This is a genomic window from Bacillus sp. V3B (assembly GCF_024494465.1).
Taxonomy (GTDB): Bacteria; Bacillota; Bacilli; order Bacillales; family Cytobacillaceae; genus Bacillus_BD.
Genome location: NZ_JAETXM010000005.1, coordinates 161,928 through 186,913 on the forward strand (window position 1 = coordinate 161,928; position 24,986 = coordinate 186,913).

Below are 24,986 nucleotides of genomic sequence, written 5' to 3' on the forward strand. Positions count from 1 at the left end.
ATGGTAGTTGGTGATTTTCCTATTGATACAGACACTATAGTTATTGGTTCAGGTCCTGGTGGATATGTTGCAGCCATTCGTGCTGCCCAATTAGGACAAAAAGTAACAATTATTGAAAAAGAGCATATCGGAGGCGTTTGTTTAAACGTCGGTTGTATTCCTTCGAAAGCGGTTATTGCAGCAGGACATCGTTACGAAACAGCGAAGCATTCTGATGCGTATGGGATTTCAGCTGAAAATGTAACAGTTGATTTTTCAAAAGTTCAAGAATGGAAATCTAGTATCGTTAAAAAGTTAACGGGCGGTGTTGAAGGACTATTAAAAGGAAATAAAGTAGATATTGTTCGTGGTGAAGCATTCTTTGTTGATAGTAATTCCCTACGTGTGATCAGTGATAATTCTTCTCAAACGTATAACTTTAAAAATGCAATTGTCGCAACAGGTTCTCGTCCGATTGAATTGCCTACTTTCAAATATTCTAAACGTGTTCTTGACTCTACTGGTGCGCTTGCTTTACAAGAAGTTCCAGGGAAGATCATTGTAATTGGTGGCGGTGTTATCGGAGTCGAACTTGGTGGTGCTTATGCTAATTTTGGTACACAAGTAACCATTTTAGAGGGAGCAGATGATATTTTAAGCGTTGGTTTTGAAAAACAAATGTCTGCACTCGTTAAGCGCAACTTGAAGAAAAACGGTGCGGAAATCTATACAAAAGCAATGGCTAAAGGTGTGGAAGAAACAGATAATGGTGTTGTCGTAACATTTGAAGCAAAAGGTGAAGAAAAGAAAATTGAAGCTGATTACGTTTTCGTCATGGTTGGTCGACGCCCTAACACAGATGAAATGGGTCTAGAACAAGCTGGAGTGAAGATGACTGATCGTGGCATTATTGAAATTGACAAACAATGTCGTACAAATGTAAGCAATATTTATGCCATCGGAGATATTGTTTCTGGTCCTCAATTAGCGCATAAAGCATCTTATGAAGCCAAAATTGCTGCTGAAGCAATTGCTGGTCATGCATCTGAAATTGATTATTTAGGAATTCCAGCTGTTGTATTCTCAGATCCTGAACTTGCAACTGTTGGTTATCTTGAAAAAGATGCAAAAGATGAAGGGATCGAAGTGACAACTGCAAAATTCCCATATGCAGGAAACGGTCGTGCTTTATCACTCGACAGTACAGATGGCTTTGTAAAATTAGTCACGCGTAAAGAAGATGGGGTGGTCATTGGTGCGCAAATTGCCGGTGCTAATGCATCTGATATTATTTCTGAATTAGGACTAGCTGTTGAAGCTGGAATGACTGCAGAAGATATAGCCTTAACCATTCATGCACATCCAACTCTTGGAGAAATGACAATGGAAGCGGCTGAAGTTGCTTTAGGAACACCGATTCATGTTTTAAAATAAAGTAGGACAAGAATATAAAAAAGGCTGCTCATAAAGGGACTGACTTCCATATAAACGATATCTTTTTAATTATAGATATCGTTTTGTGGAGTCTACTACCTTTATGAGCAGTTTTTTGTTAAAGGGGCTTTTTGATCATTATTTCTCAACTAAAATAACAGTCCATTCTTTAATAAGCGTCTGATAGAACATTTGCAATGGGTGTTACAATTTCATCAATGGTTACTTTATTACCTTTTATTTCTACAATTACTTGATCCTTATAATAAACCAATAGAGCGGGGCAATGGTTTATTTGAAAAATATGAGTATAATCTCTCATCTCAGAAGCTGAGAGAATTTTCATATTTTTTACTTCTTCTGGATAGTCTTGTTTTAATTGTATAATGGCATCGTAATAGGAAATCTCTTGTTCGTAATGCTCTTCGTCAGAAAAAAATACAATCTGTTTCGTGTTTTGGTCACTACTCCATGAATTGATTGACTCTTTTCTATCACATGACATGATAAGTAAAAGAGTAAAAGCCACTATTAAGATGGATTTCTCTTTCATTTATACATTGCCTCGCTTTACTTTTTCTCTTCCTCTTCCTAAATAAATATCATATAGACTAAATATATAATGATAAAATCATGATATCATAAAAAATTGGGATTATATGTATTATTATGTACTTGTTACATAAATGAAAAATAAGTAAGAGAGTGTTTACATATATTAAATGTAAAATATATTAGCTTAATGGTGGTGTTATATGCGGATCTATACGGTCGTTATCATACAATTTATGGTGTGGAGTGGTTTTTCATTTATTGAATGGTTATCAACATATGACGGGATTATTTATAAAATCACTATGTTTTTTATCTTTTTTTATCTTGCCATTATGATAGGTAATAAGATCATTCAGTCTAATAAAAAAACAATGTTCACGACTCTTTTAAGTTTATGTCTTTATAGTATTTTTCATGTAGTGATGATCAGTATCTGGTAAAGGTATTTCACGAAAGTCGTACCTTTACCAGATCGATAAACTTATTTTCTACGGTAATAGTACATGATACGGCCGTTAAATAAATGTAACTCTCCTTGAAGTTTTTTGGCAATGAATTTACAGAATTCATTTGCTTTCCCTTTATCTCCATAGGTGGAGAATTTTGATAATGTTATTTTGATAAACGTTTGTGATGATTCCTTATGGTTTTCATCTGTGAGGTTTTCTTGCTCAATAAAAATGAAGATTTCACGGTAGCGATCATCATTTGAAAATAAATGAATCTCGTTATTGTTATCGTTTGGCTGTTCCTTCATTTCATATGGAAAGGCTGCTTGTTCGTATTTCCAATTAACTTGGCTAGCTGTTTTTGCGGTGATTTCTTTGTAGTATTCAAGGAGCTCTATCAGTTCATCAACTGATATTGTTTGTTTTGTTGAAGCAGGAACAAGTTTTATATAGGCATTAATGGTCATTTCTATCCCCATCCTTTTGTTGAACTTTAATGAATCAATGAAAGTTTAATAAAATATTACACTATTATTCTAACATTGTTCTAAAATTTATGACAAATTTGAAAACTTTTCGGTAATAAATTGCATAAAGCATACTTTTTGAAATATAATTATATTCTAAAGATTATCTAAATATTAACCAAGAGAGGAGCTAAGAAAATGGAAATATTTGATAAACTATATGATGAAGATGAAAATGTTAAAGTTCGTTTTATCGGATTTATGACTGAACTTAATCGTTATGATTTTGGAATTGTTTATACTACTTTATTTTTTGGTAAGCCTCTTGTCGTTTGTATGCAAACTGGCCGTTCTACACTCCTCGATCCAGCAGACCTCGCAGATATTGATTATTTACAGAAGGTATTTAATGTTGAAAACCATCAGCAAGCAGCAGATTTAGCAGAGTTCTTTTCTGAATCTTTACCAAGTCTACCGTATGAACCACAGTATTATTAAGGAAACATACGGGTTGGATCAATCTTTAAGTTAATAAAGACGTTATCGCCGGACAAACTATTATGGTTTTGATGGGGATAACGTTTTTTTGATATTGAGTTTATTTATTCCATAATATTTTAAATGTGTTATACAATTTGAGCTTGATTTTTTAATTGTGTTATATTATTATAGATTTATAGAAAATAAAGCGTTTACTTAATAAGGTCATAATCATAATGATAAGGAGATGGAATTAATGGGAACTATCGTATGTCAAGAATGCAACGCAACATTGGATCATTTTGAGGATGAAAAAGTAACGGTTCTTTATTCTTCGAATTGTAATTGTTGTAAACATGAAAAAATCGATCAAAAATAATCAATTGTTTTTATAAATTATAGCATGCATATCGCATGCTTTTTTTTATTTAGATTAAAACAAAAGAACGAGCCCTTTCGATGAAGAAAGGGCTCGTTCTTTTGTTTTTGGGGCTGGCTAAAGACTTCGTCGGTTAATTAAGGCGTTTAAGTTTTTCTCTTTTTCTACTTTATAGCTCTATGTTCTTTAATAACACGAAGCATTTTGAAGTCATAATCCTCTGGTCCTTGGACAGGGAGTCCGGCTTCCATATTTTTCTTAATGTAAAGAAGGTTGTCGCTTGTGATGATTTCTCCGGGTATAAAAATTGGAATACCCGGAGGATACACCATGATGAACTCAGCAATAATCCTTCCCTCAGATTGATCAAAGGGAATAAGTTCAGTTTCGGAATAAAACGCCTCTCTTGGGGAAACAGCCAAGAGAGGTATATCAGGAAGAAGAACCTTAGTTTCTATTTTTTCAGCAAGTATATGTCGCTCCTTAGCTAATTGTTTTAGAGCTGCAACTAAAATGTCTGCTTCTCTTTCTGAGTCACCAGGGGTAATGATGCAAAGGATATTATATAAATCAGACATTTCAACTTCTATATTATAATGTTCACGTAACCACTTTTCTACATCATATCCAGACATTCCCAGATTCTTTACAGAAATGATTAATTTGGTAGGATCATAATCATGAGCAGCTTCTGTTTCTAAAATTTCTTCGCCGATACATTTGATGTGCTCAATTTCATTGATTTGCTGTCGGATTGAGTTAGCCAGTTGGATGGAATGATCCGCGAGCTTTCTTCCGTTAGTTGCAAGTTCTTTTCTTGCTACATCTAAAGAGGCGAGCAACAAATAAGAAGTTGAAGTCGTTGTCAGCATACTGAGAATCGATTGTACTCGTTTATAGGAAACAAGCTTTCCTTTTAGATTAAGAATAGAGCTTTGTGTCATGGAACCACCCAATTTGTGAACACTTGTTGCGGCCATATCTGCACCTGCTTGCATAGCGGATAAAGGTAGTTCATCATGAAAGTGAATGTGTACCCCGTGTGCTTCATCTACTAATACAGGAACATCATACGAGTGGGAAATTTCAACGATACTTTTTAAATCAGCTGAAACACCGAAGTAAGTTGGGTTAATAACCAATAACGCTTTTGCATCTGGATGTTGTTCGAGAGCTCGTTTGACAGACTCGATTGTAATTCCGTGAGAAATACCAAGTTCCTTATCAATTTCTGGGTGAATAAAGATTGGAATAGCGCCAGAGAACACAACAGCAGACATAATGGATTTATGGACATTTCGAGGTACAATGATTTTATCTCCAGGCCCACATACAGCCATGATCATGGCCATAATAGCTCCGCTTGTACCTTGTACTGAAAAGAATGTATGATCAGCACCGAAAGCCTCAGCGGCTAAATCTTGTGCCTCTTTAATGATCCCCTTTGGTTGATGTAAGTCGTCAAGGGGACCAATATTAATTAAGTCGATCGATAATGCATTATTACCAATAAATTCTCGGAATTCCGGTGCCATTCCATTTCCTTTTTTATGTCCAGGTATATGAAATTGAACAGGCTCTTTTTTTGTATGTTCAAGTAGTCCGCTAAATAACGGTGTACGATGTTGAGACAATTGATTACCACACCTTTTTATTTTAAATTAATTAAATAAGTTCATCTTAAGCATGCTAGTATAGATGTAATAGAAGTAATATGTTTTATTCGTCACAAAACATATGAATTATAGCATTATTACAATTCCTTGCATAGGTTTTTTAAAAAAGTAAGGACTTGAATTTTTTAACTTCACCGTTCATATATTTTTTTATTTTAATTGTTCTTCTTATTATGGTCTTTCTAAACCATTTTTAAATAATAAAAGGAGAATAGTGATGAAAAGTGAAAGAGGTCTTGTATCATTTTTAAATACTAATATAGGGGAGGCGAAAAAGATGAAGTGAGATACATACATAGTAAATATTGAAAAAAAGAGGGTGATAATGAGCGATTAAAAGGTTATCTAAGCTAGGATATATCTAAGAGAAAAAGGATGAAGGAAGCATTTGTACAAGAAGACCGGGTTATGGGGATTATTAAAGATGTCTATAACGTTGAGGATAGCATTTGCAAGAATCAATGGGTAGAGCTAAAGGCGTTGTCGTAATTGGGAAGAAAATGAAAATGAAACGAATGAATAATAAAAAGTAAGGGATGAAGGAAATGGAGTATCAGTATCCGATTGATCATGATTGGTCAACAGAAGAAGTTGTTGATGTTATACACTTTTTTGAGACAATTGAACGCGCATATGAAAAGGGTGTAAAGCGAGAGCAATTACTTAGTGTTTACAGAAGGTTTAAGGAAATTGTTCCAGGTAAAGCACAAGAAAAGAAACTTTGTTCAGAGTTTGAAGAGGTAAGTGGCTATTCCTCTTACCGTACAATAAAAAAAGGAAAAGAATCTGATTTGGGTGCAATAATTAGAATGCAACCATAACTAAGTGCATATAATGAAAAATAAACAAATCCTCCTAAATCATTATAGGTTTAGGAGGTGGTATTCCAAGTTCATTATATGCATTTAGTTCCAGTTATATGCCAATTTGTATAAAGGATATAATTCCTTAAATACGGATTGGGCTTGTTCAAGAAATTGTTGCCCAGACATGTGGATCGCTTTTTCTCTAGGAATTTGAAAGCCGCATAGTATTTCCGCTTTTTTGATCGTTTGTAAACGGACAAACATGTTTGTCAAATCCTCTTTGGAAAGCCGCTTGTGTTTTTGTACATTAGGTTTCATATGGTCAACGGACCAAACAAAATCCTTTGGAATCTTTTGATGAATCTGGTTAACTTGTGATTGAAGTATTTTTCCATATTCGGATTTTTGTGGGGCTTCATAAATCATGGCAAACCAAATAAACACATGGGTCCCCCATAATCCAATCTGAAAATGTGGTAACATCTTGTAGCCTCTTGGATTGCTAGAAAACGCTACCCATGTATCGTTTGGAGGATTTATTTTCCGACGTGCATGTTTTGCAACATGTGCAAACATTTCTTCACCTATCATAGCCGAAAACGTTGGAGTGAAATGGTCACCAAGTGCATGAAGCTTTGGTCGAATATGTGTTTTCAAAGCATCCATACGATTTTCTAATCCATCTATCGAAAAAACATCAAAATCAGAATGGGTAAATCCCGTAAAAGACATCTAACTAACCTCCTGTTACTTTGTCAAACATTGTATCATAAAGACTAATAAACAAGAAGAAAGTTGTCTGTAGCATAATGTGAAATTTGTATGATCACTATTTTAAGAGATATGACTGAAGTAAAAAGCCTCTTACTTACAGCTTCTAATTATTCGGTTGATGACCGTAATATCAAAGTTTTTTTCTAATAGGCAAGTGTGCAAATTAGTTGCAAGAGCAAGGTTTTCCACATAATATAATAATAAGAATAATCAGACTCTTTGGAGAAGTGAAATAAAATTGGAAGGGGTGTACTGTCAATGAAACAAGTGATGAATTCAGTGAAGAAAAAAGCGATTGAAAAGGAGAGAAAAGCTGTACTAAAAATGGAAATGGATTATGAGCTAGCTGTTCTTTTTGAGGCAATGGGAGATAATAATGAAAACAAGAAAAAAGAAAGTAAAAAGAGGTTAGAGATGATTAGACAGGAACTTCTTATGTTAAAGGCTCTGTAAAAAGAAAAAGGGGAAAGAAATAGAAAATGATGAAATTATTTTTTGATTAGAAGCGAACTCTTCTGTAAGAATGAAAGAGTTCGTTTTTTATGTTTGGAAACACTAAAAATGGTTTTATTTGAAATAATAAACTAAAATGATTGTAATATTGTATTGGAATTTCGATTAAATCAAGGAGGGCGACAATGACGAATTGGACTGAAATTGATATGAAAGCCAAAGAGTGGATTAATGAGGCAGGTAGGCTAATAAAAGACTCTTTTCCTAAAACGTTAGATATTCAAACAAAATCAAATCAAAATGATCTTGTTACTGAAATGGATAAATCAACAGAACAATTTTTTATTCGTAAAATTCGTGAAACCTATCCAGAACATAAAATTATTGGTGAGGAAGGCTTTGGTGATGATTTAACATCGACGGACGGGGTTATTTGGATTATTGATCCGATTGATGGAACAATGAATTTTGTGCATATGCAACGAGATTTTGCTATTTCAATAGGGATTTATGAAGATGGGATAGGTCAAATTGGTTTAATCTATGATGTTGTTCGTGATGAATTATATCATGCAACAAAAAATAATGGTGTCTATATGAATAACACTCGGTTAAGTCCATTAAAAAAAGGGCGTGTTTCAGAAGCGATTATTGGCATGAATGCGACATGGGTAACAGAGAATAAACGGATAAATCCTTCTATACTTGGAGCGCTTGTCAAAGATTTGCGTGGGACAAGATCATATGGATGTGCAGCAATTGAACTAGCATCAATTGCTGCAGGAAGGCTAGATGCTTATGTTTCATTGCGTTTAGCTCCATGGGATTTTGCGGCTGGAATCATATTAATCGAAGAATTAGGCGGAGTAGTGACTGATTTAAGAGGGGAGCCATTGAATATTTTGGAGAAAAATTCAATTTTTATTTCAAAACCGGGACTGCATGAAGAAATTTTGAAAAGTTATTTAAGCAATGGAAATTGGTAAGTAAGTTAATCTTTTTTTGTTGAGAAGGATAAGGTCAGAACAGTCACCATTTTTTTTATACAATGGGGAAGGTGAGGAAAGGGATTATAAAGTCCCATTTTCCCTCATCTTTTTCTTTTTCATAAAACCTATCCCCATGATAAAAACTAGGAGTAGGGTGCATGCTAACATTCCGATGATACTTCTTTCGGCGATGGCTATTGCAAATCCCATCATGCATGCAGTCGCCATAATTGCAAATAATAAAAATACCCATTTGATTTTTTTCAAAGTGAATGCCTCCAGACAGAAAATATAATTTATTTGAAAAATAAAAAGTATTCTAATAAACCTTTAAAGATATTTTACACAAAATATTTTTATTTTTCCACACATTTGTGTTATAATGTCTCAGTTAAGCTTCGGACATTTAGGTGATGTTGATCACCCTATTAGATAGCTAGCAAGTGTTTCACCTTAAATATAGGTAGGAGGAAGTTTTTTTGAAAATCAGAGAAGATATTCGTAATATTGCAATCATTGCCCACGTAGACCATGGAAAAACAACGTTAGTGGATCAGTTATTGAAGCAGTCTGGTACATTTCGTACAAATGAACATGTAGAAGAACGGGCTATGGATTCAAATGACATAGAAAGAGAACGTGGTATTACCATTTTAGCAAAAAATACAGCGATTCAGTATGAAAATAAAAGAATAAACATTCTTGATACACCAGGACATGCGGATTTTGGTGGTGAAGTCGAACGAATTATGAAAATGGTTGATGGAGTTGTATTAGTTGTTGATGCATACGAAGGTTGTATGCCGCAAACTCGTTTCGTGCTTAAAAAAGCATTGGAGCAAAAATTAAACACGATGGTTGTTGTTAATAAAATTGACCGTGATTTTGCTCGACCAACAGAAGTAGTCGATGAAGTCATTGATTTATTTATTGAACTAGGTGCAGAAGAAGATCAGTTAGATTTTCCAGTTGTTTATGCGTCTGCTATTAATGGAACAGCAAGTCTGGATCCGGAAAAACAAGATGAAAACATGAAAGCACTATACGATACGATTTTGGAACATACTCCTGCTCCAATCGATAATCGTGAAGAACCACTTCAATTTCAAGTGGCTTTGTTAGATTATAATGACTTTGTTGGTAGAATCGGGATCGGCCGTGTTTTCCGTGGTACGATAAAGGTTGGACAGTCAGTAGCATTAATGAAGCTTGATGGATCGGTCAAACAATTTAGGGTAACGAAGCTAATGGGCTTTTTTGGTTTAAAACGACTAGAAATTGAAGAGGCATATGCAGGTGATTTAATCGCTGTTTCCGGTATGGAAGATATTAATGTTGGAGAAACAGTTTGTCCGGTTGAGCATCAAGAAGCATTACCGATTTTAAGAATTGATGAACCAACGTTACAAATGGAATTTGTTGTCAATAACAGTCCGTTTGCGGGACGTGAAGGAAAATTTGTGACATCAAGAAAAATTGAAGAAAGACTTCGTGCACAACTTCAAACGGATGTGAGTTTACGTGTTGATAATACGGATTCTCCTGATGCATGGATTGTATCTGGACGCGGGGAATTGCATTTGTCAATCTTAATTGAAAATATGCGTCGTGAAGGCTTTGAAATTCAAGTATCTAAGCCAGAAGTTATCGTAAGGATTATTGATGGTGTTCGTTGTGAACCAGTTGAACGTGTTCAAATTGATGTACCTGAAGAGCATACTGGATCGGTTATGGAGTCGATGGGTGCTCGTAAAGGTGAAATGCTTGATATGATCAACAATGGAAATGGGCAAGTTCGTCTCATTTTTAATGTACCTGCAAGAGGCTTGATTGGATATAGCACTGAATTTTTAACCTTAACACGTGGTTACGGCATTATGAACCATACATTTGATAGCTACCAACCAATGCAAGCGGGTCAAGTAGGCGGTAGACGTCAAGGTGTGCTTGTTTCAATGGAAAATGGTAAAGCAACTACTTATGGAATTATGGGAGTAGAAGATCGTGGTGTTATTTTTGTTGATGCTGGTACAGAGATCTATGAAGGAATGATTGTCGGTGAACATAACCGTGAAAATGATCTTACTGTGAACATTACAAAAATGAAACAACAGACAAATGTTCGTTCTGCAACGAAGGATCAAACAAATACAATGAAAAAGCCACGTATTTTGACGTTGGAAGAATCATTAGAATACCTAAATGAAGATGAGTATTGTGAAGTCACTCCAGAATCGATTCGTTTACGTAAAAAAGTTCTTAATAAAAATGAACGTGAAAAATCAGCAAAAAAGAAAAAAGGTTCTGAAGTTCAGGCATAAAATAGCAAGAGTTAAAAGGGAGGCAGTATTGTCTCCCTTTTACTATGTATCGAAAAACGACCACTGATGGAAGTTTTCTTTATTGAACGGTTTTCTCATCCATAGTATAGTAGATTTTAGATGAAGGGATAGAATAGGGGGAATAAAGGGGAATGGATATAAGTGAACGCCTTTCTTTTTTTGCTGCTTTATATAGGGTAGATGAGAATTCGGATTTGGGTATGTGGCTTTTGTATATAACGATATTACTTTTGAGTATTCTTGTGTTTAAGCTTGGTTTTGCACAAAAACTGCCATTACTTAAATCTGTCATTATCTATTTATTCTTAATTTTCGGTTGTGCATTTTTAAGTTTTCTAGGTATTTTTCTACCAATTACAGAAGGGCTCGTGGTAGCTGCATTAATTTTAATTATTTATAAAATTCGTCTACATAGATATAAAAATGCATGAGTATTATGTGGAATAGGAGAAATAATCATGAAATCTGTTCAAGATGCTATTTATAATTGGTTGACGATAAGAGTAGTGTGTGAGGAAAGACCTGGTGACTTGGCGGCAGTTGAAACGGAAGAGATGTTTTGGACGATTCTAGAAGATGAGCATGGCCTATCTAACGTAACGATCGATAAGGATGAGGTTATGTATTATATTACATATATGAAAGATGGAGAATCTTCTAAAGCTCGCTTTCCAAGGGAATTAATCGATGTAATGATCAATCAAATTAATGAGGAACCAGAGAAGTATAAGATCTATCCAGAGTAAAATGAATATCCTATAATGTCAGTTCAATCGTGTAAACAAAAAGCGTCCATTTTAATGGGCGCTTTTTGTTGTTTCTTAAAACGATTGTTATTTGAACAGTCTTTCTTTATTTTATTCCCATTCGTCTTCTTGTTTTTTGCTGCGATAGAGATGGAAATTTCCAGTTGCTATTCTTTGCTCAGTTCTTTCTGTGATTCGGTTTGTACAGGGTTGACACATATACGTATAAATAGGTCTGTTTCTTAATCGTTTTGCTTGAAAGGAATCATCTTCAATGGATTCAATATTATCACAAATTACGCATTTTACTCTCATTCGACACACCTCTAGAATTTCATTCATTTTATCTAAATTAAAATGGAATTTTATTTTTTCTTAATCTTTCTTTTAATTACTTTAACCTTTCTATGGATAAATTTCACACTACTTATAAGTTGTATTACTTATATTATATAATATGTTTTTATTTGTTTCGAATTTATTTATTGTTCTTGTTCTCTAAGTGGATTAATTTAATTGCTATAACATTGAAAATAAGGTGTTTTAATAATATGATGGTGGTAATGAAAAGGAGGTTTTTTGATGGCAAATCAAGTAGAATTAGTATTGACTAAGCGATTATTTGATTGTTTACAAAGTGAACGGTTTGTTCTGCTATCTACGGTTGATTACGAGACAGGAGGTCCGAATGTAAGTGCTATCTCCTGGGTGTTGGCAAAAAATGAACAAACTATCCTGTTTGCAGTTGATAATCGCTCTAGGATTGTTCGGAATATTAGGGGGAATTCTAAAATAGCAATCAATGTGATTGTGGAAGAGTCTTCTTATTCAATTAGTGGTGATGCGAGGGTGATACAAGAAAAGATTGAGGAAGCTCCATTAAAGCTGGCACTGATCCAATTGGATATAAAGGAAGTAAGAGATGTCATGTTTTATGGATCGAAAATTACTAGCGCACCTGAATATGATAAAACATATGATCGTGAAGCCGCTAAAAGGTTGGATACTCAAGTAATGGATGCAATGAAAAAAGCTTAGTCAAATGACTAAGCTTTTTTCATTGCATCCGACTACAACCTCAAGACGCGACAAGCTTTTCTATTTATGATGGTTGGATTGTTCTTGTTGTTCTTTTTCTAGGTTTTGTTTTTCGTTGTCATTTAATTTGTTTTTTGGATCTTCTGTAGCATTTTTTGGATTTGGATCGGCCATATCGGCTGGGATTTCAGGCATGAGACGTCCAGCGATATCAGCCAACTCATTCATGATCCCTTGAATGGGTTTATTATTTTGGATATCTTCCTGAATTTCTTTTAGGCGGGCGTTTATATCAGGATCTGCAACTATGATAGCGCGTGCCCCGTGTGGATCGTTTTTTAAGCTTTCTGCTACAGAATATTTAATCGATCCAACTTCTGAACGGTCTAAATCTTTATCTACATCAATACCAACAATTGCATAATTCCCAAGAACTACTGCAGTGGAATCATTTACATTTGGAATACTTGAAGCAAGACTTACTAAATGTTTTGAAACCTCCTGCCCTGTCTGTTTATCAACTTTCTGAACGGTACTATTTTTTACGCTGATGACATTTTGTTTTTGCTCTGTAACCTCGTTTTTTCCTCCACATCCAAAAAGGGTAAGCAGGCTGATTAGGAGTAATAAGTACATTTTCATTTCAAGCACCTCCTTTAAATATCACAATCAATTTAGGGTGAATAGGGGATTATTTCAATTAAAATTGAAATCATTATTAGTTATTGTGCAAAATACCTTCTATCTTTATACAAAAAATCATATATTTTACCAAAGTTCTAACTGTCCTAGGTTAGTTCATCAATGAAGGGGTGTGGCAACCTGATAAGAAAGCGACTTTCATTGGAAGGCTCTGTGAAGTAATAACATTAAAACTCTGCGTAATGGGCAAGCAGTGTCTTGAAATTATGGGGGGAGTCAACAAGATACGTTTACACTGTTTGTCTTTAGAGAAAAAGGAAACGCATCACAGCAAATAGAACACATAGGAGCAGGAGGCATCGGATTGAGTAAAATATACGTGTTAGATACCAATGTGTTGTTACAAGATCCTCATTCAATTTTTTCATTTGAAGAAAATGAAGTTATTATTCCAGCAGTTGTACTTGAAGAAGTTGACTCCAAAAAAAGATACATGGACGAAATAGGGAGAAATGCACGACAAGTAGCGAGATTGATCGACGGTCTCAGGGAAACAGGGAAATTACATGAAGGGATTCCATTAGAAAATGGGGGAGAAATTCGAATTGAGCTTAATCATCGTTCGTTTCATCAACTGCAAGAAATCTTTATTGAAAAAACAAATGATAACCGTATTTTAGCCGTTGCAAAAAATCTGTCATTAGAAGAGGAAACGAAAGAAAATGGACGACAAGTCATCCTAGTAAGTAAAGATGCTCTTGTAAGAGTAAAAGCGGATGCAATCGGATTGTTATCAGAGGATTTTCTTAGTGATCGTGTTGTAGAAAATGACCACATTTATACAGGTTATTTAAATATTTTTATTGCAACCGAACTATTAAATAGGTTTTATGAAAATGGGGAACTGCCATTAAGGGATATTGCGAATCATCCTTTTTATCCAAATCAATTTATCCTTTTAAAAGATGCACTTGGTTCTTCTTCATCAGCTATTGGCATCGTGGATCCTAATGCACAAAAAGTGAAAAAACTAATCTTTGATCATGATCATATTTGGGGTATTAAGCCACGGAATGTTCAGCAAACAATGGCTGTTGAACTGTTGCTAAGAAAAGATTTTCCGCTCATCACTTTAATAGGAAAAGCAGGGACCGGAAAAACTTTACTAGCTCTTGCATCAGGGCTCATGCAAACTGAGGATATGGGCACTTTTAAAAAATTACTTGTGGCACGGCCTATTGTACCTGTTGGAAAGGATTTAGGATTTCTTCCTGGTGAAAAGCAAGAGAAATTAAGACCTTGGATGCAGCCGATTTACGACAATCTTGAATTCTTATTTAATGCTAAAAAGCCAGGTGAACTCGAAGCGATTCTAGCAGGTATGGGTTCAATCGAAGTTGAGGCACTAACCTATATTAGGGGAAGAAGTATTCCAGATCAATATATCATTATTGATGAGGCGCAAAATTTAACCAAGCATGAGGTGAAAACAATTCTGACGAGGGTAGGGGAAGGGAGTAAAATTGTTTTAATGGGAGATCCAGAGCAGATTGATCACCCATATCTAGATGCATATAACAACGGCCTTACATATGTGGTCGAAAAGTTTAAAGATCAGAAAATAGCTGGACATGTAAAGCTTATAAAAGGAGAAAGGTCTGGGCTAGCCCAATTGGCAGCTGATTTATTGTAAGCTGAGTAAGAAAAAAGGAGAGAGAGCTAAGGCTTTTTCTCCTTTTAAATAGGGCTATGTTAAATAATCGTGTTGATGTTCTAATGGCCTTTAGTGTATCAACAATAATGATTAACATAGCTTTAAATAAAGTTTTATTCAACTCTAAAGGTTCTAATATTTTTAATCGGATTTTCTCTGTTACTTCCATCGCCCAAATAAACATGAATAGGTCCATCTTCTGTTAGTGGCTTTCCGGTCTGTGAAAAACCAAGTATCATGTCTTTTGCTTCTTCTATCGGAAGGGAGTACTTATTATCGACCCCTTCAATAACAACCGTTTGTGCCTCTTCCAAAGGCTCTGCATTATCTAAAAAAGGTTGAAAGAGAATCCCGAAGGAAGTAGTTAATATTTTCTCTTTTTCATATCTTTTCTTTTCTTTTCCAGGAGTGGAAACCGTTGCCCCTTCTATTATTTCGCGATCCCAATGTTTTGAAATAGACTTTGTATATTCCTCTAATTCGTTAACCTTTTCTAACTGTTGGTCAAAATATGTATCTAGATCAAGTTTGCGATCATCGAAAATCCAAACGCTCGGATCAAGCGTAATAGGGAATTTGACTTTACCATTAATATGTACAATATTCTCCATTTGTGCCTCCTATATTTATTTATTTTACTGCTATTTCTATGTATTCACTAATATTTATCGTTGTACATAAAACTTGAGTGTACCTTGCATTTTTTCTTTGTTACAGATTATACTCTATTAATGATCAGCTGTCATGAAATGTACTTAGGAACAAAATATTATTGTTTATGATATTAGAGTCAAAAGTCTGAGCTTCTTTAATATTCCTTGCATTTTTATATATATAAGTTTAAAATTTATAAATAGGATAATCGCTCGCAAAACGGGGGGATCAACTTTGGCTTCTAAAATGACCATTGATCATAAAGAAAAAGCAGGTGCTTTATTAAAAGCTGATGCTCATAAAATATTAAGGCTGATCAAAGTGCAGATGGATAATCTCACTATGCCTCAATGTCCTCTTTATGAAGATGTATTGGACACGCAAATGTTTGGCTTATCGCGTGAAATAGACTTTGCAGTACGACTTGGGCTTATTGACGAAAATGATGGGAAAAATCTTTTGGACGAGTTGGAAAAAGAACTTATTCTCTTACATGAATCGTCAATAAAAAAATAAGATTAAAACTCAAACATGGGAAGAGCTTGTTTGAGTTTTTTTATCTCATAATTGTAGTTGTTTTAGACTAGAGCATTATATACAAATACATATGATAGATGATTAAGTTTTCTGTATAATGAAGATTGCATCCGCTCGTTTTAACTAGTATGATATAAAAATGCAATTCCCTTTTATAACTCTAAACATTTTCTTCTCTCTAGATGCAGGATATTTGATAGTATAGTAGAATAAATTATACAACTTGGAAGACGAGGGAAGAGGTTGGATGTTAAAAAAAATCTTAAAATCATATGATTATTCGATTATTGTTGCTTTAATCATGTTAGTTATTTTTGGCTTAATCATGGTATACAGTGCTAGTATGGTCTCAGCAGTCCAGCGATACGGTGTAGAGAGTGATTATTTCTACCAGAAGCAGAAAGTCAACTTAATTGTTTCTGTGTTGGTCTTTATTTTTACAGCATTGATTCCATATAAAATGCTTAAAAGTAATAAGATTCTCGTTCCAATGGTTATATTGTCTCTCTTTGGATTAGGTAGCCTTTTTATTTTCGGGCATGTGGCAGGAAATGCTCAAAGTTGGTTTAAAATTGGTGCTTCAAGCCTTCAACCTTCAGAATTTGTTAAATTATGTGTTATTATTTATTTATCAGCTGTATATGCTAAGAAACAATCCTATATAAATGAATTTAATAAAGGGGTTGTGCCACCACTAGCTTATTTGCTTCTTGTCGTTGTTTTTGTTGCGATTCAGCCTGATGTTGGAACAGCAGCGATTATCTTTTTAATCGCAGGAATGATTATCTTTTCATCAGGAATGAGTTTCAAAAATATAGGAAAGCTATGTGGGATTGGTTTGATACTATCTATGCCACTGCTTTTCATGATGAAGGATATTTTATTTTCAGATATTCGAGTTGGACGTTTCCTAGCATTTCAAGACCCTTTTGTCGATGAACAAGGAATTGGATGGCAGTTAGCCAATTCTTACATGGCTCTTGGTTCAGGTGGTCTTAAAGGTCTAGGACTTGGTCAAAGTATTCAAAAGCTTGGCTACTTACCTGAATCACATACGGATTTTATTATGGCTGTAATTGCTGAGGAATTAGGTATATTTGGAGTTTCCTTTGTCTTGTTATGTTTAGGGTACATTGTTTTAAAAGGAATATTTATTGGTATAAAATGTCAAGATCCATTTGGAAGCCTTCTGGCCATTGGTATCTCCTCTATGATCGGTATTCAATCTTTTATCAATCTTGGAGGGATTTCAGGTGTTATTCCATTGACTGGAGTACCATTACCATTTGTCAGCTATGGTGGTTCATCCTTATTGCAATTATCCATAGCAATGGGTATTCTACTGAATGTTTCTATGTTTGTGAATTATGAGAAAAAACATAAACCAGGCGTAACGAAAACTCAATCGAAAAAAACAAATCAAATTTCTAGACAAGAGTATTCCATTCGTAAATAGGCGTGGGGAATATATCCCCCTGCGCTTTTTAATATAGGTTTCATTAATGAATTCTTTATAGTGAAAGTGAACTTGCATTTTTATTTAAATGTGTTCATTTTGTATATTTTTAACAAGAATCATTAATGAGCCCAAATATACAGAATAGAAGAGGTGTTTTATGTGAGCAGACGCATCAACAAAGTGTTAGTTGCAAACAGGGGAGAAATTGCTATTCGCGTCTTTAGGGCTTGTAGTGAGTTAAATATTCGCACTGTTGCAATTTATTCGAAAGAGGATTCTAGCTCTTTACATCGTTATAAAGCAGATGAAGCCTATATCGTAGGTGAAGGAAAAAAGCCAATTGACGCATATCTTGATATTGATGGCATTATTGAAATTGCAAAAGAAAGTGAAGTAGATGCCATTCATCCTGGTTATGGATTTTTATCAGAAAATATTCATTTTGCCAGAAAATGTGAAGAAGAGGGAATCATTTTTATTGGCCCTAAGTCAGATCATCTTGATATGTTTGGTGACAAAGTTAAAGCAAGGGAACAAGCGATAAAAGCAAACATTCCTGTTATTCCTGGTACGGATGGACCAGTTAGTAGCTTTGAGGAAGTAAAAAACTTTGGAGAACAGTTTGGCTTTCCAATCATCATTAAAGCTTCTTTAGGCGGCGGTGGTCGCGGAATGAGAATTGTTAATAGTATGGATGAAGTTTCAGAAGCCTATGACAGAGCAAAATCAGAAGCAAAAGCGGCATTTGGAAATGACGAAGTATACGTAGAGAAATATATTAACAGACCAAAACATATTGAAGTCCAAATTATTGGGGATCAACATGGTAACGTCATTCATCTTTATGAACGTGACTGTTCTATTCAGCGTCGTCATCAAAAGGTTGTCGAAATTGCACCAAGTGTATCTCTCTCTCTGGATTTGCGTAAACGTATTTGTGAATCAGCTGTTAGTTTAATGGAAAATATTAACTATATTAATGCTGGTACTGTAGAATATTTAGTAGCTGACGAAGAGTTTTACTTCATCGAAGTAAATCCACGTGTTCAAGTTGAACATACCATTACCGAAATGATAACAGGTGTTGATATTGTTCAAACGCAAATTCTTGTCGCGGAAGGGCATGACCTTCACGGAGAAACAATAGAATTACCGCAACAAGAAAACATACGAACAAACGGATATGCTATTCAATCTCGTGTCACTACAGAAGATCCATTAAATAATTTTATGCCTGATACAGGGAAAATTATGGCTTATCGTTCTGGCGGTGGGTTTGGTGTTCGCTTGGATGCTGGAAATGCTTATCAAGGGTCTGTTATAACTCCTTTTTACGATTCATTACTTGTGAAGGTAACTACACATGCGCATTCATTTGAGCAAGCTGCATCGAAAATGGATCGTAATTTACAAGAATTCCGTATTCGCGGTATTAAAACAAATATTCCGTTTTTGGTAAATGTGGTTAAACATGAAAAGTTCCGTAATGGGGATTATGATACATCTTTTATAGATGACACGCCTGAATTATTTATTTTCCCGAAAAGAAAAGACCGTGGAACAAAAATGCTTAACTATATTGGCAATGTTACAATTAATGGTTTTCCAGGGATTGAAAAGAAAAAGAAGAGACCTGTTTTTGATCAGCCAAGAATTCCAAAACTGCCACCCGATTTAGAACTGAAAAATGGAACAAAGCAAATATTAGATGAACAAGGCGCAGATGGACTTGTTAAATGGGTAAAAGATCGAAAAGAAGTATTATTGACAGATACGACATTCCGTGATGCCCATCAATCATTACTAGCAACAAGAATTAGAACAAATGACTTTAAACATATTGCTACACCAACTGCAAAAATGCTACCTGAGTTATTTTCTTTAGAAATGTGGGGCGGGGCAACATTTGATGTTGCATACCGATTCTTAAAGGAAGACCCATGGGATCGATTATTGACATTAAGAAAGCAAATCCCAAATGTCATGTTTCAAATGCTTTTTAGAGCTTCAAATGCTGTTGGTTATAAAAATTACCCAGATAATGTAATCCGTGAATTTATCGAAAAATCAGCTCATGCAGGAATCGATGTGTTCCGTATCTTTGATAGCTTAAACTGGGTTAGCGGAATGGAAGTAGCGATCGATTCGGTAAGACAATCAGGAAAAATTGCTGAAGCAGCTGTTTGTTATACAGGTGATATTTCTGATCCTACAAGAAGCAAATATGATACAAATTATTATAAAAATATAGCAAGAGAACTTCAGGCTCAAGGTGCACATATTCTTGCGATTAAGGACATGGCTGGATTATTAAAACCGGAAGCAGCGTATCGTTTGATTTCTGAACTGAAAGAAACGATTGATATACCAATTCATTTGCATACACATGATACAAGTGGAAATGGAATCTTTACTTATGCAAAGGCGATTGAAGCGGGTGTTGATATTGTCGATGTTGCTTTAAGTTCTATGGCAGGGTTAACATCACAACCAAGTGCAAACACTTTATTCTATGCCCTTGAAGGTTCAGATCGTCAACCGTCTGTTAAAGCAGATTCTTTAGAAAAACTTTCTCATTATTGGGAAGATGTTCGTAAATATTATCAAGTGTTCGAATCAGGTATGGTTGCACCACATACAGAAGTGTATCAGCATGAGATGCCTGGTGGTCAATATAGTAATTTACAGCAACAAGCGAAAGCAGTTGGCCTTGGGGATGAGTGGGATGATGTAAAAAGGATGTACGCCCAAGTTAATCAAATGTTTGGTGACATCGTTAAAGTAACCCCTTCTTCTAAGGTAGTTGGTGATATGGCTTTATTTATGGTGCAAAACAATTTAACAGAAGAAGATGTGTTAACAAAAGGTAATACAATTGATTTTCCAGATTCGGTCATTGAGTTATTTACAGGATATCTAGGTCAACCACATGGCGGATTCCCGAAAGAGTTACAAAAAGTCATTCTTAAAGGGAAAGAACCTATTACGGTTCGTCCTGGTGAACTAATGGAAGAGATTGACTTTAAGGCTCTAAGAGATGAGTTGTATAAAGAGATCGGAAGAGAAGTAACAAGTTTCGACCTTATTGCCTATGCACTCTATCCAAAAGTATTTCTAGAATATGTGAAAATGACACAACAATATGGTGATCTTTCTGTATTAGATACACCGACTTTCTTATATGGAATGCGCCTCGGTGAAGAAATCGAAATAGAGATTGAAACTGGAAAAACATTGATTGTCAAACTCGTATCTGTAGGTCAACCTCAAGCAGATGGGACAAGAGTTGTTTATTTTGAATTAAATGGCCAGTCTCGTGAGGTTGTCATTAAGGATGAAAACATTAAGTCAACGGTCATTTCTAAAATTAAAGGTGATCCAAAAAATCCTAACCACCTATCAGCTACAATGCCTGGAACAGTTGTGAAAGTCATTGCAGAAATAGGGGAAAAGGTAGAAAAAGGCGATCATTTGATGATAACAGAAGCGATGAAAATGGAAACGACTGTTCAAGCTCCATTCTCAGGTGTTGTCAAAGATATATATGTTCAAAATGGAGACGCGATTCAAAATGGAGATCTCCTTATTGAATTAACAAAATAACCGATTAAAAAGAGTTACAGCTTGAGCTGTAACTCTTTTTTTACTTCTTGCTCTGAGTGGGTCTTTAAAGTATCCGCATTCAGTTTACTTCTATATGTGAGTAAAATGAAATAACTTAACATTCCAAACAAACAAGCAATAAAGAAGGCGTGAGAGAGGGCAATCAGTAGAAGTCCTCTCGAAAAAATAATGAAAGCGCCTGCGATGACTTGTAAAGAAACTAATATAAAAGAGATAATCCATCCCCAGTATATAACCCTTTGATGTCGATAATGTTTAATTGCTAGATAGGTGATGTAAGCGATCCAAATAAATATGAGGCCTGCTGCTGCACGATGGCCCATTTGAACCCATTGATACATATTTGATGGAAGTGCAAATTGATCATTAAGGCACAATGGCCAATCAGGACAAACAAGGCTTGCATTTACATGGCGTACGAGGGCACCCGTGTACACAACAATAAAACTGTAGAGCGTTACACCGATAATATGACCTTTCATACGTTTGTCAAGAATGAGTTTGTCAGCTTGAAATTTTTTGTCCACTTCAAAAATAAGAAGGGTCAGTAGCAAAACGGTTGCAAAGGAAACTAAAGAAATACCGAAATGAGCAGCAAGGACAAAATCAGATTGCCCCCATATGACGGCCGCCGCTCCAATTAACCCTTGTAAAACGAGAAATGATATGGATGTAATAGAGAGAAACTTAGTCTCTCGGATATGTCCGATTGACCTCCAAGCCCATATGGATAGAATGACAACCATGATTCCAACGCCACCTGAAACGATGCGATGTGCTAGTTCAATAAGTAATTCACTAGTAACTTCCGCTGGAATCAGTTGACCGTCACAAAGAGGCCATGACCGGCCACAGCCCATGCCAGAATCTGTTTTCGTAACTAGTGCACCTCCGAGTAAGATAAAAAGCATGCCAATTGTTGTTAATACAGAAAACCATTTAAGAGAGCGACTCAATTTTTTCCACCTACTTGTCTTAGTTCTTATCTTTACTATAGTAATACATTAATAAATATAATAAAATAAATATACAAAATAATAACATAATTGCAACATATTTAATCATGTTAAACAAGGTAGAAAGTGGCTTTCCTTTTTCAAGTACTACTAGATAAAAATGACCTTTTTCTGTTTAATCTTAATATTCACTGTTCATATGGTTAAAAAGGTTGAAACTTATATAATAGTTTGTTAGAAATATAGGTAAAAGAAAAAATAATAAAGAAAATTTAATCAATTATAAGTTATCCGTAAATTATTAATTTTCTTTATTATGGCACTAAAATAACATGATTGGAAACAAAATAACATTGCAGGCACATATTTTTCAAAAAATATTCAAAAAAAATTCACAAAAAGTATCAAAAGTGTGATTTAATATACAGAAGAGAGATGTAATGATTTAATATTCAGTCAACAAGGCTTAGAGAGTGAGAATGATAAATATTATTTTGTGAATGAATAGTTGTTGATTAAAACTTCAATGTCTGATGAAGTTTTATGTTATTGCAAGTGGATAGTACTTGTAATAACAAAAAAGGAGGAAAAGAGATGCCTAGTTCTAGGGTTACCTCGGATACTGTTATGGCGACCAATGAAGGAAGTTTAGAAGCAAACATACCGAAAACAACGGGATGGAAAGACTTTCTAGCTCTCATTAAAATAGGTATTGTCAATTCGAATTTAATTCCAACCTTTACAGGCGTTTGGTTGGCATTACATTTTACGAATGAAGGCTTTTTTGAAAATTTACATATTGTCTTTTTTTTATTAGTCGGTTCTGCTTTCATAATGGCTGGATCATGTAGTCTTAATAACTATATCGATCGTGATATTGACCATTTAATGGATCGAACAAAAGCGAGACCAACTGTTACCGGGAAAGTGAATTCCAAGATGGTAGCAGTTATGGGATTTTTGTTCATTTTACTTGGGACAATCTTTCTACTATTTACTACAATATCAGCAGTAGTGATTGGGCTCATCGGTGTCTTTAGTTATGTAGTCGTTTACTCCATGTGGTCAAAACGTCAGCATGTCTCAAATACGATTGTAGGAAGCGTTTCAGGTGCAGTACCTCCATTAATTGGCTGGGCTGCTATTGATCCTAATCTTGATTTAATGGCATGGATGCTATTTTTTATCATGTTCGCATGGCAACCGCCTCATTTCTACGCTCTAGCTATGCGGCGAGTTGAGGAGTATCGTGCAGCTAGTATCCCAATGCTTCCGGTTTTGAAAGGATTTAAAAGGACAAAACTACATATTTATTTATGGGTAATTGCACTGATGCCGCTTCCATTTTTTATGGCTGATTTAGGAATTTCATTTTTAGTACTAGCTACGATTCTTAATATAGGTTGGCTTGTTACTGGAGTATATGCGAATAAATTTAAAGATGATATAAAATGGGCAAGAATCATGTTTGTATATTCTTTACAGTATTTAACGATCATGTTTGTCTCTATGGTGATTGTTACACTCATTTAATTTGATTATGGAACTCTAAAAATATGACTCTTTTCTTTATAGTGTCACACATCAAGATCCACCATACTAGAGAGCGTCACTCATATTAAAAGGGGATGAGTGGCGTTTCATTTGATTTTTGGTAGGAAATTCTTTCTTGAAATGGTAAGACAAGGACAGAAAGAAGTTATCCATATTTTTTGCAATATTCTATTTAAGAAATTTTTCACGAAAGAGGGGTATGAATTCGCTATGAAGAGGCTATCAAAGTGGCGTCTAATTCCGTTATTGTCGGTGCTGGCGCTTGTTCTATCCGGTTGTGGTGAACCGTTTCTATCCACTTTACAGCCGGCAGGGGAAGTGGCAAAAACGCAGTATGATTTAATGATATTTAGTACTGCAATTATGGTAGGAGTTATTGTGGTTGTTGTTATCCTTTTCTTATTGGTTATTTGGAAATTCAGGAGAAAAGATGACAAGATTCCAAAGCAAGTGGAGGGTAGTCATAAACTGGAGATTATTTGGACTATTATTCCAATTATTTTACTCTTTATTCTTGCTATTCCAACCGTATCAGCAACATTTAATCTAGCTGATACAGCAGAAATGGAAAAGGAAGATACGAATGCAGTAGTGGTAAATGTACGTGCCAGTCTATATTGGTGGGAGTTTGAGTATCCAAATGAAGAAATTATTACGGGTCAGGAATTAGTTGTTCCAACTGATGAAAAGGTTTACTTTAATTTGAAGGCTTCTGACGTCAAACATTCATTTTGGATTCCTGCTGTTGGTGGGAAAATGGATACAAATACAGATAATGTTAACAAGTTCTGGTTAGAATTCGATAGTCAAAAGGCAGAAGAAGCTGGAAACATTTTCTATGGTAAATGTGCAGAGCTTTGTGGTCCTTCCCATGCGCTTATGGACTTCAAAGTAAAAGCGGTCTCTCGCGATGAGTTTGATGGTTGGGTAGAAGACATGAAAAGTGTTACAGAACCTGAACAAGCAACTACACCTTTAGCTCAGCAAGGTCAAGAAGTTTATAACAATAGCTGTATTGGTTGTCATGCTGTTACGCCAGAGAATACGACACCTGAGGCTGCGAGAATTGCACCTAATTTAACTAACTTTGGTGAGCGTGACACAATTGCGGGTGTATTAGAGCACAATGAAGAAAACTTAAAAAAATGGATTCAAGATCCAGAAAGCTTCAAGCCAGCTAATAAAATGACTGGTGCATATGGAGAGCTAACTGATCAGGAGCTTGATGCATTAACTGAATATCTAATGAATTTAAAAGTACAGGATTAATGAGGAGTAT

At 35.0% G+C, this 24,986-nt stretch carries 25 protein-coding genes; 16 read left to right on the forward strand and 9 right to left on the reverse strand.

The annotated features are described in order from the left end of the window. Complete coding sequence (gene lpdA, locus JMM81_RS09160; protein WP_256241260.1) at window positions 1–1,413, forward strand: dihydrolipoyl dehydrogenase; 1,413 nt, start codon at window positions 1–3, stop codon at window positions 1,411–1,413. 169 nt (window positions 1,414–1,582) lie between these two features. Here lpdA and JMM81_RS09165 read toward each other — a convergent pair whose 3' ends face one another. Both JMM81_RS09165 and JMM81_RS09170 read right to left on the reverse strand, forming a co-directional pair. Then, complete coding sequence (locus tag JMM81_RS09165) at window positions 1,583–1,966, reverse strand: small peptidoglycan-associated lipoprotein (protein ID WP_256241261.1); 384 nt, start codon at window positions 1,964–1,966, stop codon at window positions 1,583–1,585. 483 nt (window positions 1,967–2,449) lie between these two features. Continuing rightward, window positions 2,450–2,884, reverse strand: coding sequence for a DUF1885 family protein (locus tag JMM81_RS09170; RefSeq protein WP_256241262.1), 435 nt, complete (start codon window positions 2,882–2,884; stop codon window positions 2,450–2,452). A 198-nt stretch (window positions 2,885–3,082) separates the two neighbouring features. Between JMM81_RS09170 and JMM81_RS09175 the strand changes: the two genes are divergently transcribed. Next, entirely contained in the window at window positions 3,083–3,382 is a 300-nt protein-coding gene (locus tag JMM81_RS09175; protein ID WP_256241263.1) for a DUF3055 domain-containing protein, read from the forward strand. A gap of 238 nt (window positions 3,383–3,620) precedes the next feature. Continuing rightward, window positions 3,621–3,743, forward strand: coding sequence for a GapA-binding peptide SR1P (locus JMM81_RS09180; protein WP_256241264.1), 123 nt, complete (start codon window positions 3,621–3,623; stop codon window positions 3,741–3,743). A gap of 164 nt (window positions 3,744–3,907) precedes the next feature. Here the strand turns inward: JMM81_RS09180 and JMM81_RS09185 are convergent, their stop codons facing one another. Then, window positions 3,908–5,377: an aminotransferase class I/II-fold pyridoxal phosphate-dependent enzyme gene (locus JMM81_RS09185; protein WP_256241265.1), complete on the reverse strand. Its 1,470-nt coding sequence runs from the start codon at window positions 5,375–5,377 to the stop codon at window positions 3,908–3,910. Between the two features lie 587 nt (window positions 5,378–5,964). On the opposite strand from JMM81_RS09185, the gene JMM81_RS09190 reads away from it, so the two are divergent. Next, on the forward strand, window positions 5,965–6,240 hold the full coding sequence (locus tag JMM81_RS09190; protein WP_256241266.1) for a UPF0223 family protein: 276 nt from the start codon (window positions 5,965–5,967) through the stop codon (window positions 6,238–6,240). Between the two features lie 84 nt (window positions 6,241–6,324). On the opposite strand, the gene JMM81_RS09195 is transcribed toward JMM81_RS09190, so the two are convergent. Further along, the gene (locus JMM81_RS09195) at window positions 6,325–6,957 is read right to left on the reverse strand and encodes a YktB family protein (RefSeq protein WP_256241267.1); all 633 of its coding nucleotides are present in this window, start codon (window positions 6,955–6,957) and stop codon (window positions 6,325–6,327) included. A gap of 300 nt (window positions 6,958–7,257) precedes the next feature. Between JMM81_RS09195 and JMM81_RS09200 the strand changes: the two genes are divergently transcribed. Together JMM81_RS09200 and JMM81_RS09205 are read left to right on the forward strand one after the other, a co-directional pair. After that, window positions 7,258–7,452: a hypothetical protein gene (locus JMM81_RS09200; RefSeq protein WP_256241268.1), complete on the forward strand. Its 195-nt coding sequence runs from the start codon at window positions 7,258–7,260 to the stop codon at window positions 7,450–7,452. 185 nt (window positions 7,453–7,637) lie between these two features. Beyond that, on the forward strand, window positions 7,638–8,438 hold the full coding sequence (locus tag JMM81_RS09205; RefSeq protein ID WP_256241269.1) for an inositol monophosphatase family protein: 801 nt from the start codon (window positions 7,638–7,640) through the stop codon (window positions 8,436–8,438). 84 nt (window positions 8,439–8,522) lie between these two features. Here JMM81_RS09205 and JMM81_RS09210 read toward each other — a convergent pair whose 3' ends face one another. Beyond that, window positions 8,523–8,708 (reverse strand): YlaF family protein, encoded by a 186-nt coding sequence (locus JMM81_RS09210; RefSeq protein ID WP_256241270.1) that lies wholly within the window; start codon window positions 8,706–8,708, stop codon window positions 8,523–8,525. A gap of 212 nt (window positions 8,709–8,920) precedes the next feature. Here JMM81_RS09210 and typA point away from each other — a divergent pair, with 212 nt between their 5' ends. The 3 genes from typA (at window position 8,921) to JMM81_RS09225 (ending at window position 11,529) form a co-directional block, all read left to right on the forward strand. After that, window positions 8,921–10,762, forward strand: coding sequence for a translational GTPase TypA (gene typA / locus JMM81_RS09215; RefSeq protein WP_256241271.1), 1,842 nt, complete (start codon window positions 8,921–8,923; stop codon window positions 10,760–10,762). Between the two features lie 152 nt (window positions 10,763–10,914). Beyond that, window positions 10,915–11,214, forward strand: coding sequence for a YlaH-like family protein (locus JMM81_RS09220; RefSeq protein WP_256241272.1), 300 nt, complete (start codon window positions 10,915–10,917; stop codon window positions 11,212–11,214). 27 nt (window positions 11,215–11,241) lie between these two features. Further along, complete coding sequence (locus JMM81_RS09225; RefSeq protein ID WP_256241273.1) at window positions 11,242–11,529, forward strand: hypothetical protein; 288 nt, start codon at window positions 11,242–11,244, stop codon at window positions 11,527–11,529. Window positions 11,530–11,640: 111 nt separating this feature from the next. On the opposite strand, the gene JMM81_RS09230 is transcribed toward JMM81_RS09225, so the two are convergent. Continuing rightward, entirely contained in the window at window positions 11,641–11,844 is a 204-nt protein-coding gene (locus tag JMM81_RS09230; RefSeq protein WP_256241274.1) for a YlaI family protein, read from the reverse strand. A gap of 267 nt (window positions 11,845–12,111) precedes the next feature. Between JMM81_RS09230 and JMM81_RS09235 the strand changes: the two genes are divergently transcribed. Continuing rightward, window positions 12,112–12,567, forward strand: a complete 456-nt coding sequence (locus JMM81_RS09235) for a pyridoxamine 5'-phosphate oxidase family protein (protein ID WP_256241275.1) — start codon at window positions 12,112–12,114, stop codon at window positions 12,565–12,567. Window positions 12,568–12,627: 60 nt separating this feature from the next. Here the strand turns inward: JMM81_RS09235 and JMM81_RS09240 are convergent, their stop codons facing one another. After that, a complete protein-coding gene (locus JMM81_RS09240) occupies window positions 12,628–13,209 on the reverse strand; it encodes a YhcN/YlaJ family sporulation lipoprotein (protein ID WP_256241276.1) in 582 nt (193 codons plus the stop codon). A 364-nt stretch (window positions 13,210–13,573) separates the two neighbouring features. Here JMM81_RS09240 and JMM81_RS09245 point away from each other — a divergent pair, with 364 nt between their 5' ends. Continuing rightward, entirely contained in the window at window positions 13,574–14,902 is a 1,329-nt protein-coding gene (locus tag JMM81_RS09245) for a PhoH family protein (protein WP_256241277.1), read from the forward strand. Window positions 14,903–15,036: 134 nt separating this feature from the next. On the opposite strand, the gene JMM81_RS09250 is transcribed toward JMM81_RS09245, so the two are convergent. Further along, window positions 15,037–15,534, reverse strand: a complete 498-nt coding sequence (locus JMM81_RS09250; RefSeq protein ID WP_256241278.1) for a peptidyl-prolyl cis-trans isomerase — start codon at window positions 15,532–15,534, stop codon at window positions 15,037–15,039. A 277-nt stretch (window positions 15,535–15,811) separates the two neighbouring features. Between JMM81_RS09250 and JMM81_RS09255 the strand changes: the two genes are divergently transcribed. From JMM81_RS09255 to pyc, 3 genes are all read left to right on the forward strand, one after another. Then, the gene (locus JMM81_RS09255; RefSeq protein WP_256241279.1) at window positions 15,812–16,093 is read left to right on the forward strand and encodes an Fpa/YlaN family protein; all 282 of its coding nucleotides are present in this window, start codon (window positions 15,812–15,814) and stop codon (window positions 16,091–16,093) included. Between the two features lie 268 nt (window positions 16,094–16,361). Continuing rightward, complete coding sequence (locus JMM81_RS09260; RefSeq protein ID WP_256241280.1) at window positions 16,362–17,570, forward strand: FtsW/RodA/SpoVE family cell cycle protein; 1,209 nt, start codon at window positions 16,362–16,364, stop codon at window positions 17,568–17,570. Window positions 17,571–17,732: 162 nt separating this feature from the next. Further along, on the forward strand, window positions 17,733–21,176 hold the full coding sequence (gene pyc / locus JMM81_RS09265; RefSeq protein WP_256241281.1) for a pyruvate carboxylase: 3,444 nt from the start codon (window positions 17,733–17,735) through the stop codon (window positions 21,174–21,176). Window positions 21,177–21,190: 14 nt separating this feature from the next. Here the strand turns inward: pyc and JMM81_RS09270 are convergent, their stop codons facing one another. Next, window positions 21,191–22,153: a COX15/CtaA family protein gene (locus tag JMM81_RS09270; RefSeq protein WP_256241282.1), complete on the reverse strand. Its 963-nt coding sequence runs from the start codon at window positions 22,151–22,153 to the stop codon at window positions 21,191–21,193. Window positions 22,154–22,747: 594 nt separating this feature from the next. Between JMM81_RS09270 and cyoE the strand changes: the two genes are divergently transcribed. Further along, a complete protein-coding gene (gene cyoE / locus JMM81_RS09275; protein WP_305367765.1) occupies window positions 22,748–23,686 on the forward strand; it encodes a heme o synthase in 939 nt (312 codons plus the stop codon). Between the two features lie 231 nt (window positions 23,687–23,917). Further along, window positions 23,918–24,976, forward strand: a complete 1,059-nt coding sequence (coxB, locus tag JMM81_RS09280) for a cytochrome c oxidase subunit II (protein ID WP_256241283.1) — start codon at window positions 23,918–23,920, stop codon at window positions 24,974–24,976. Window positions 24,977–24,986 lie beyond the last annotated feature (10 nt).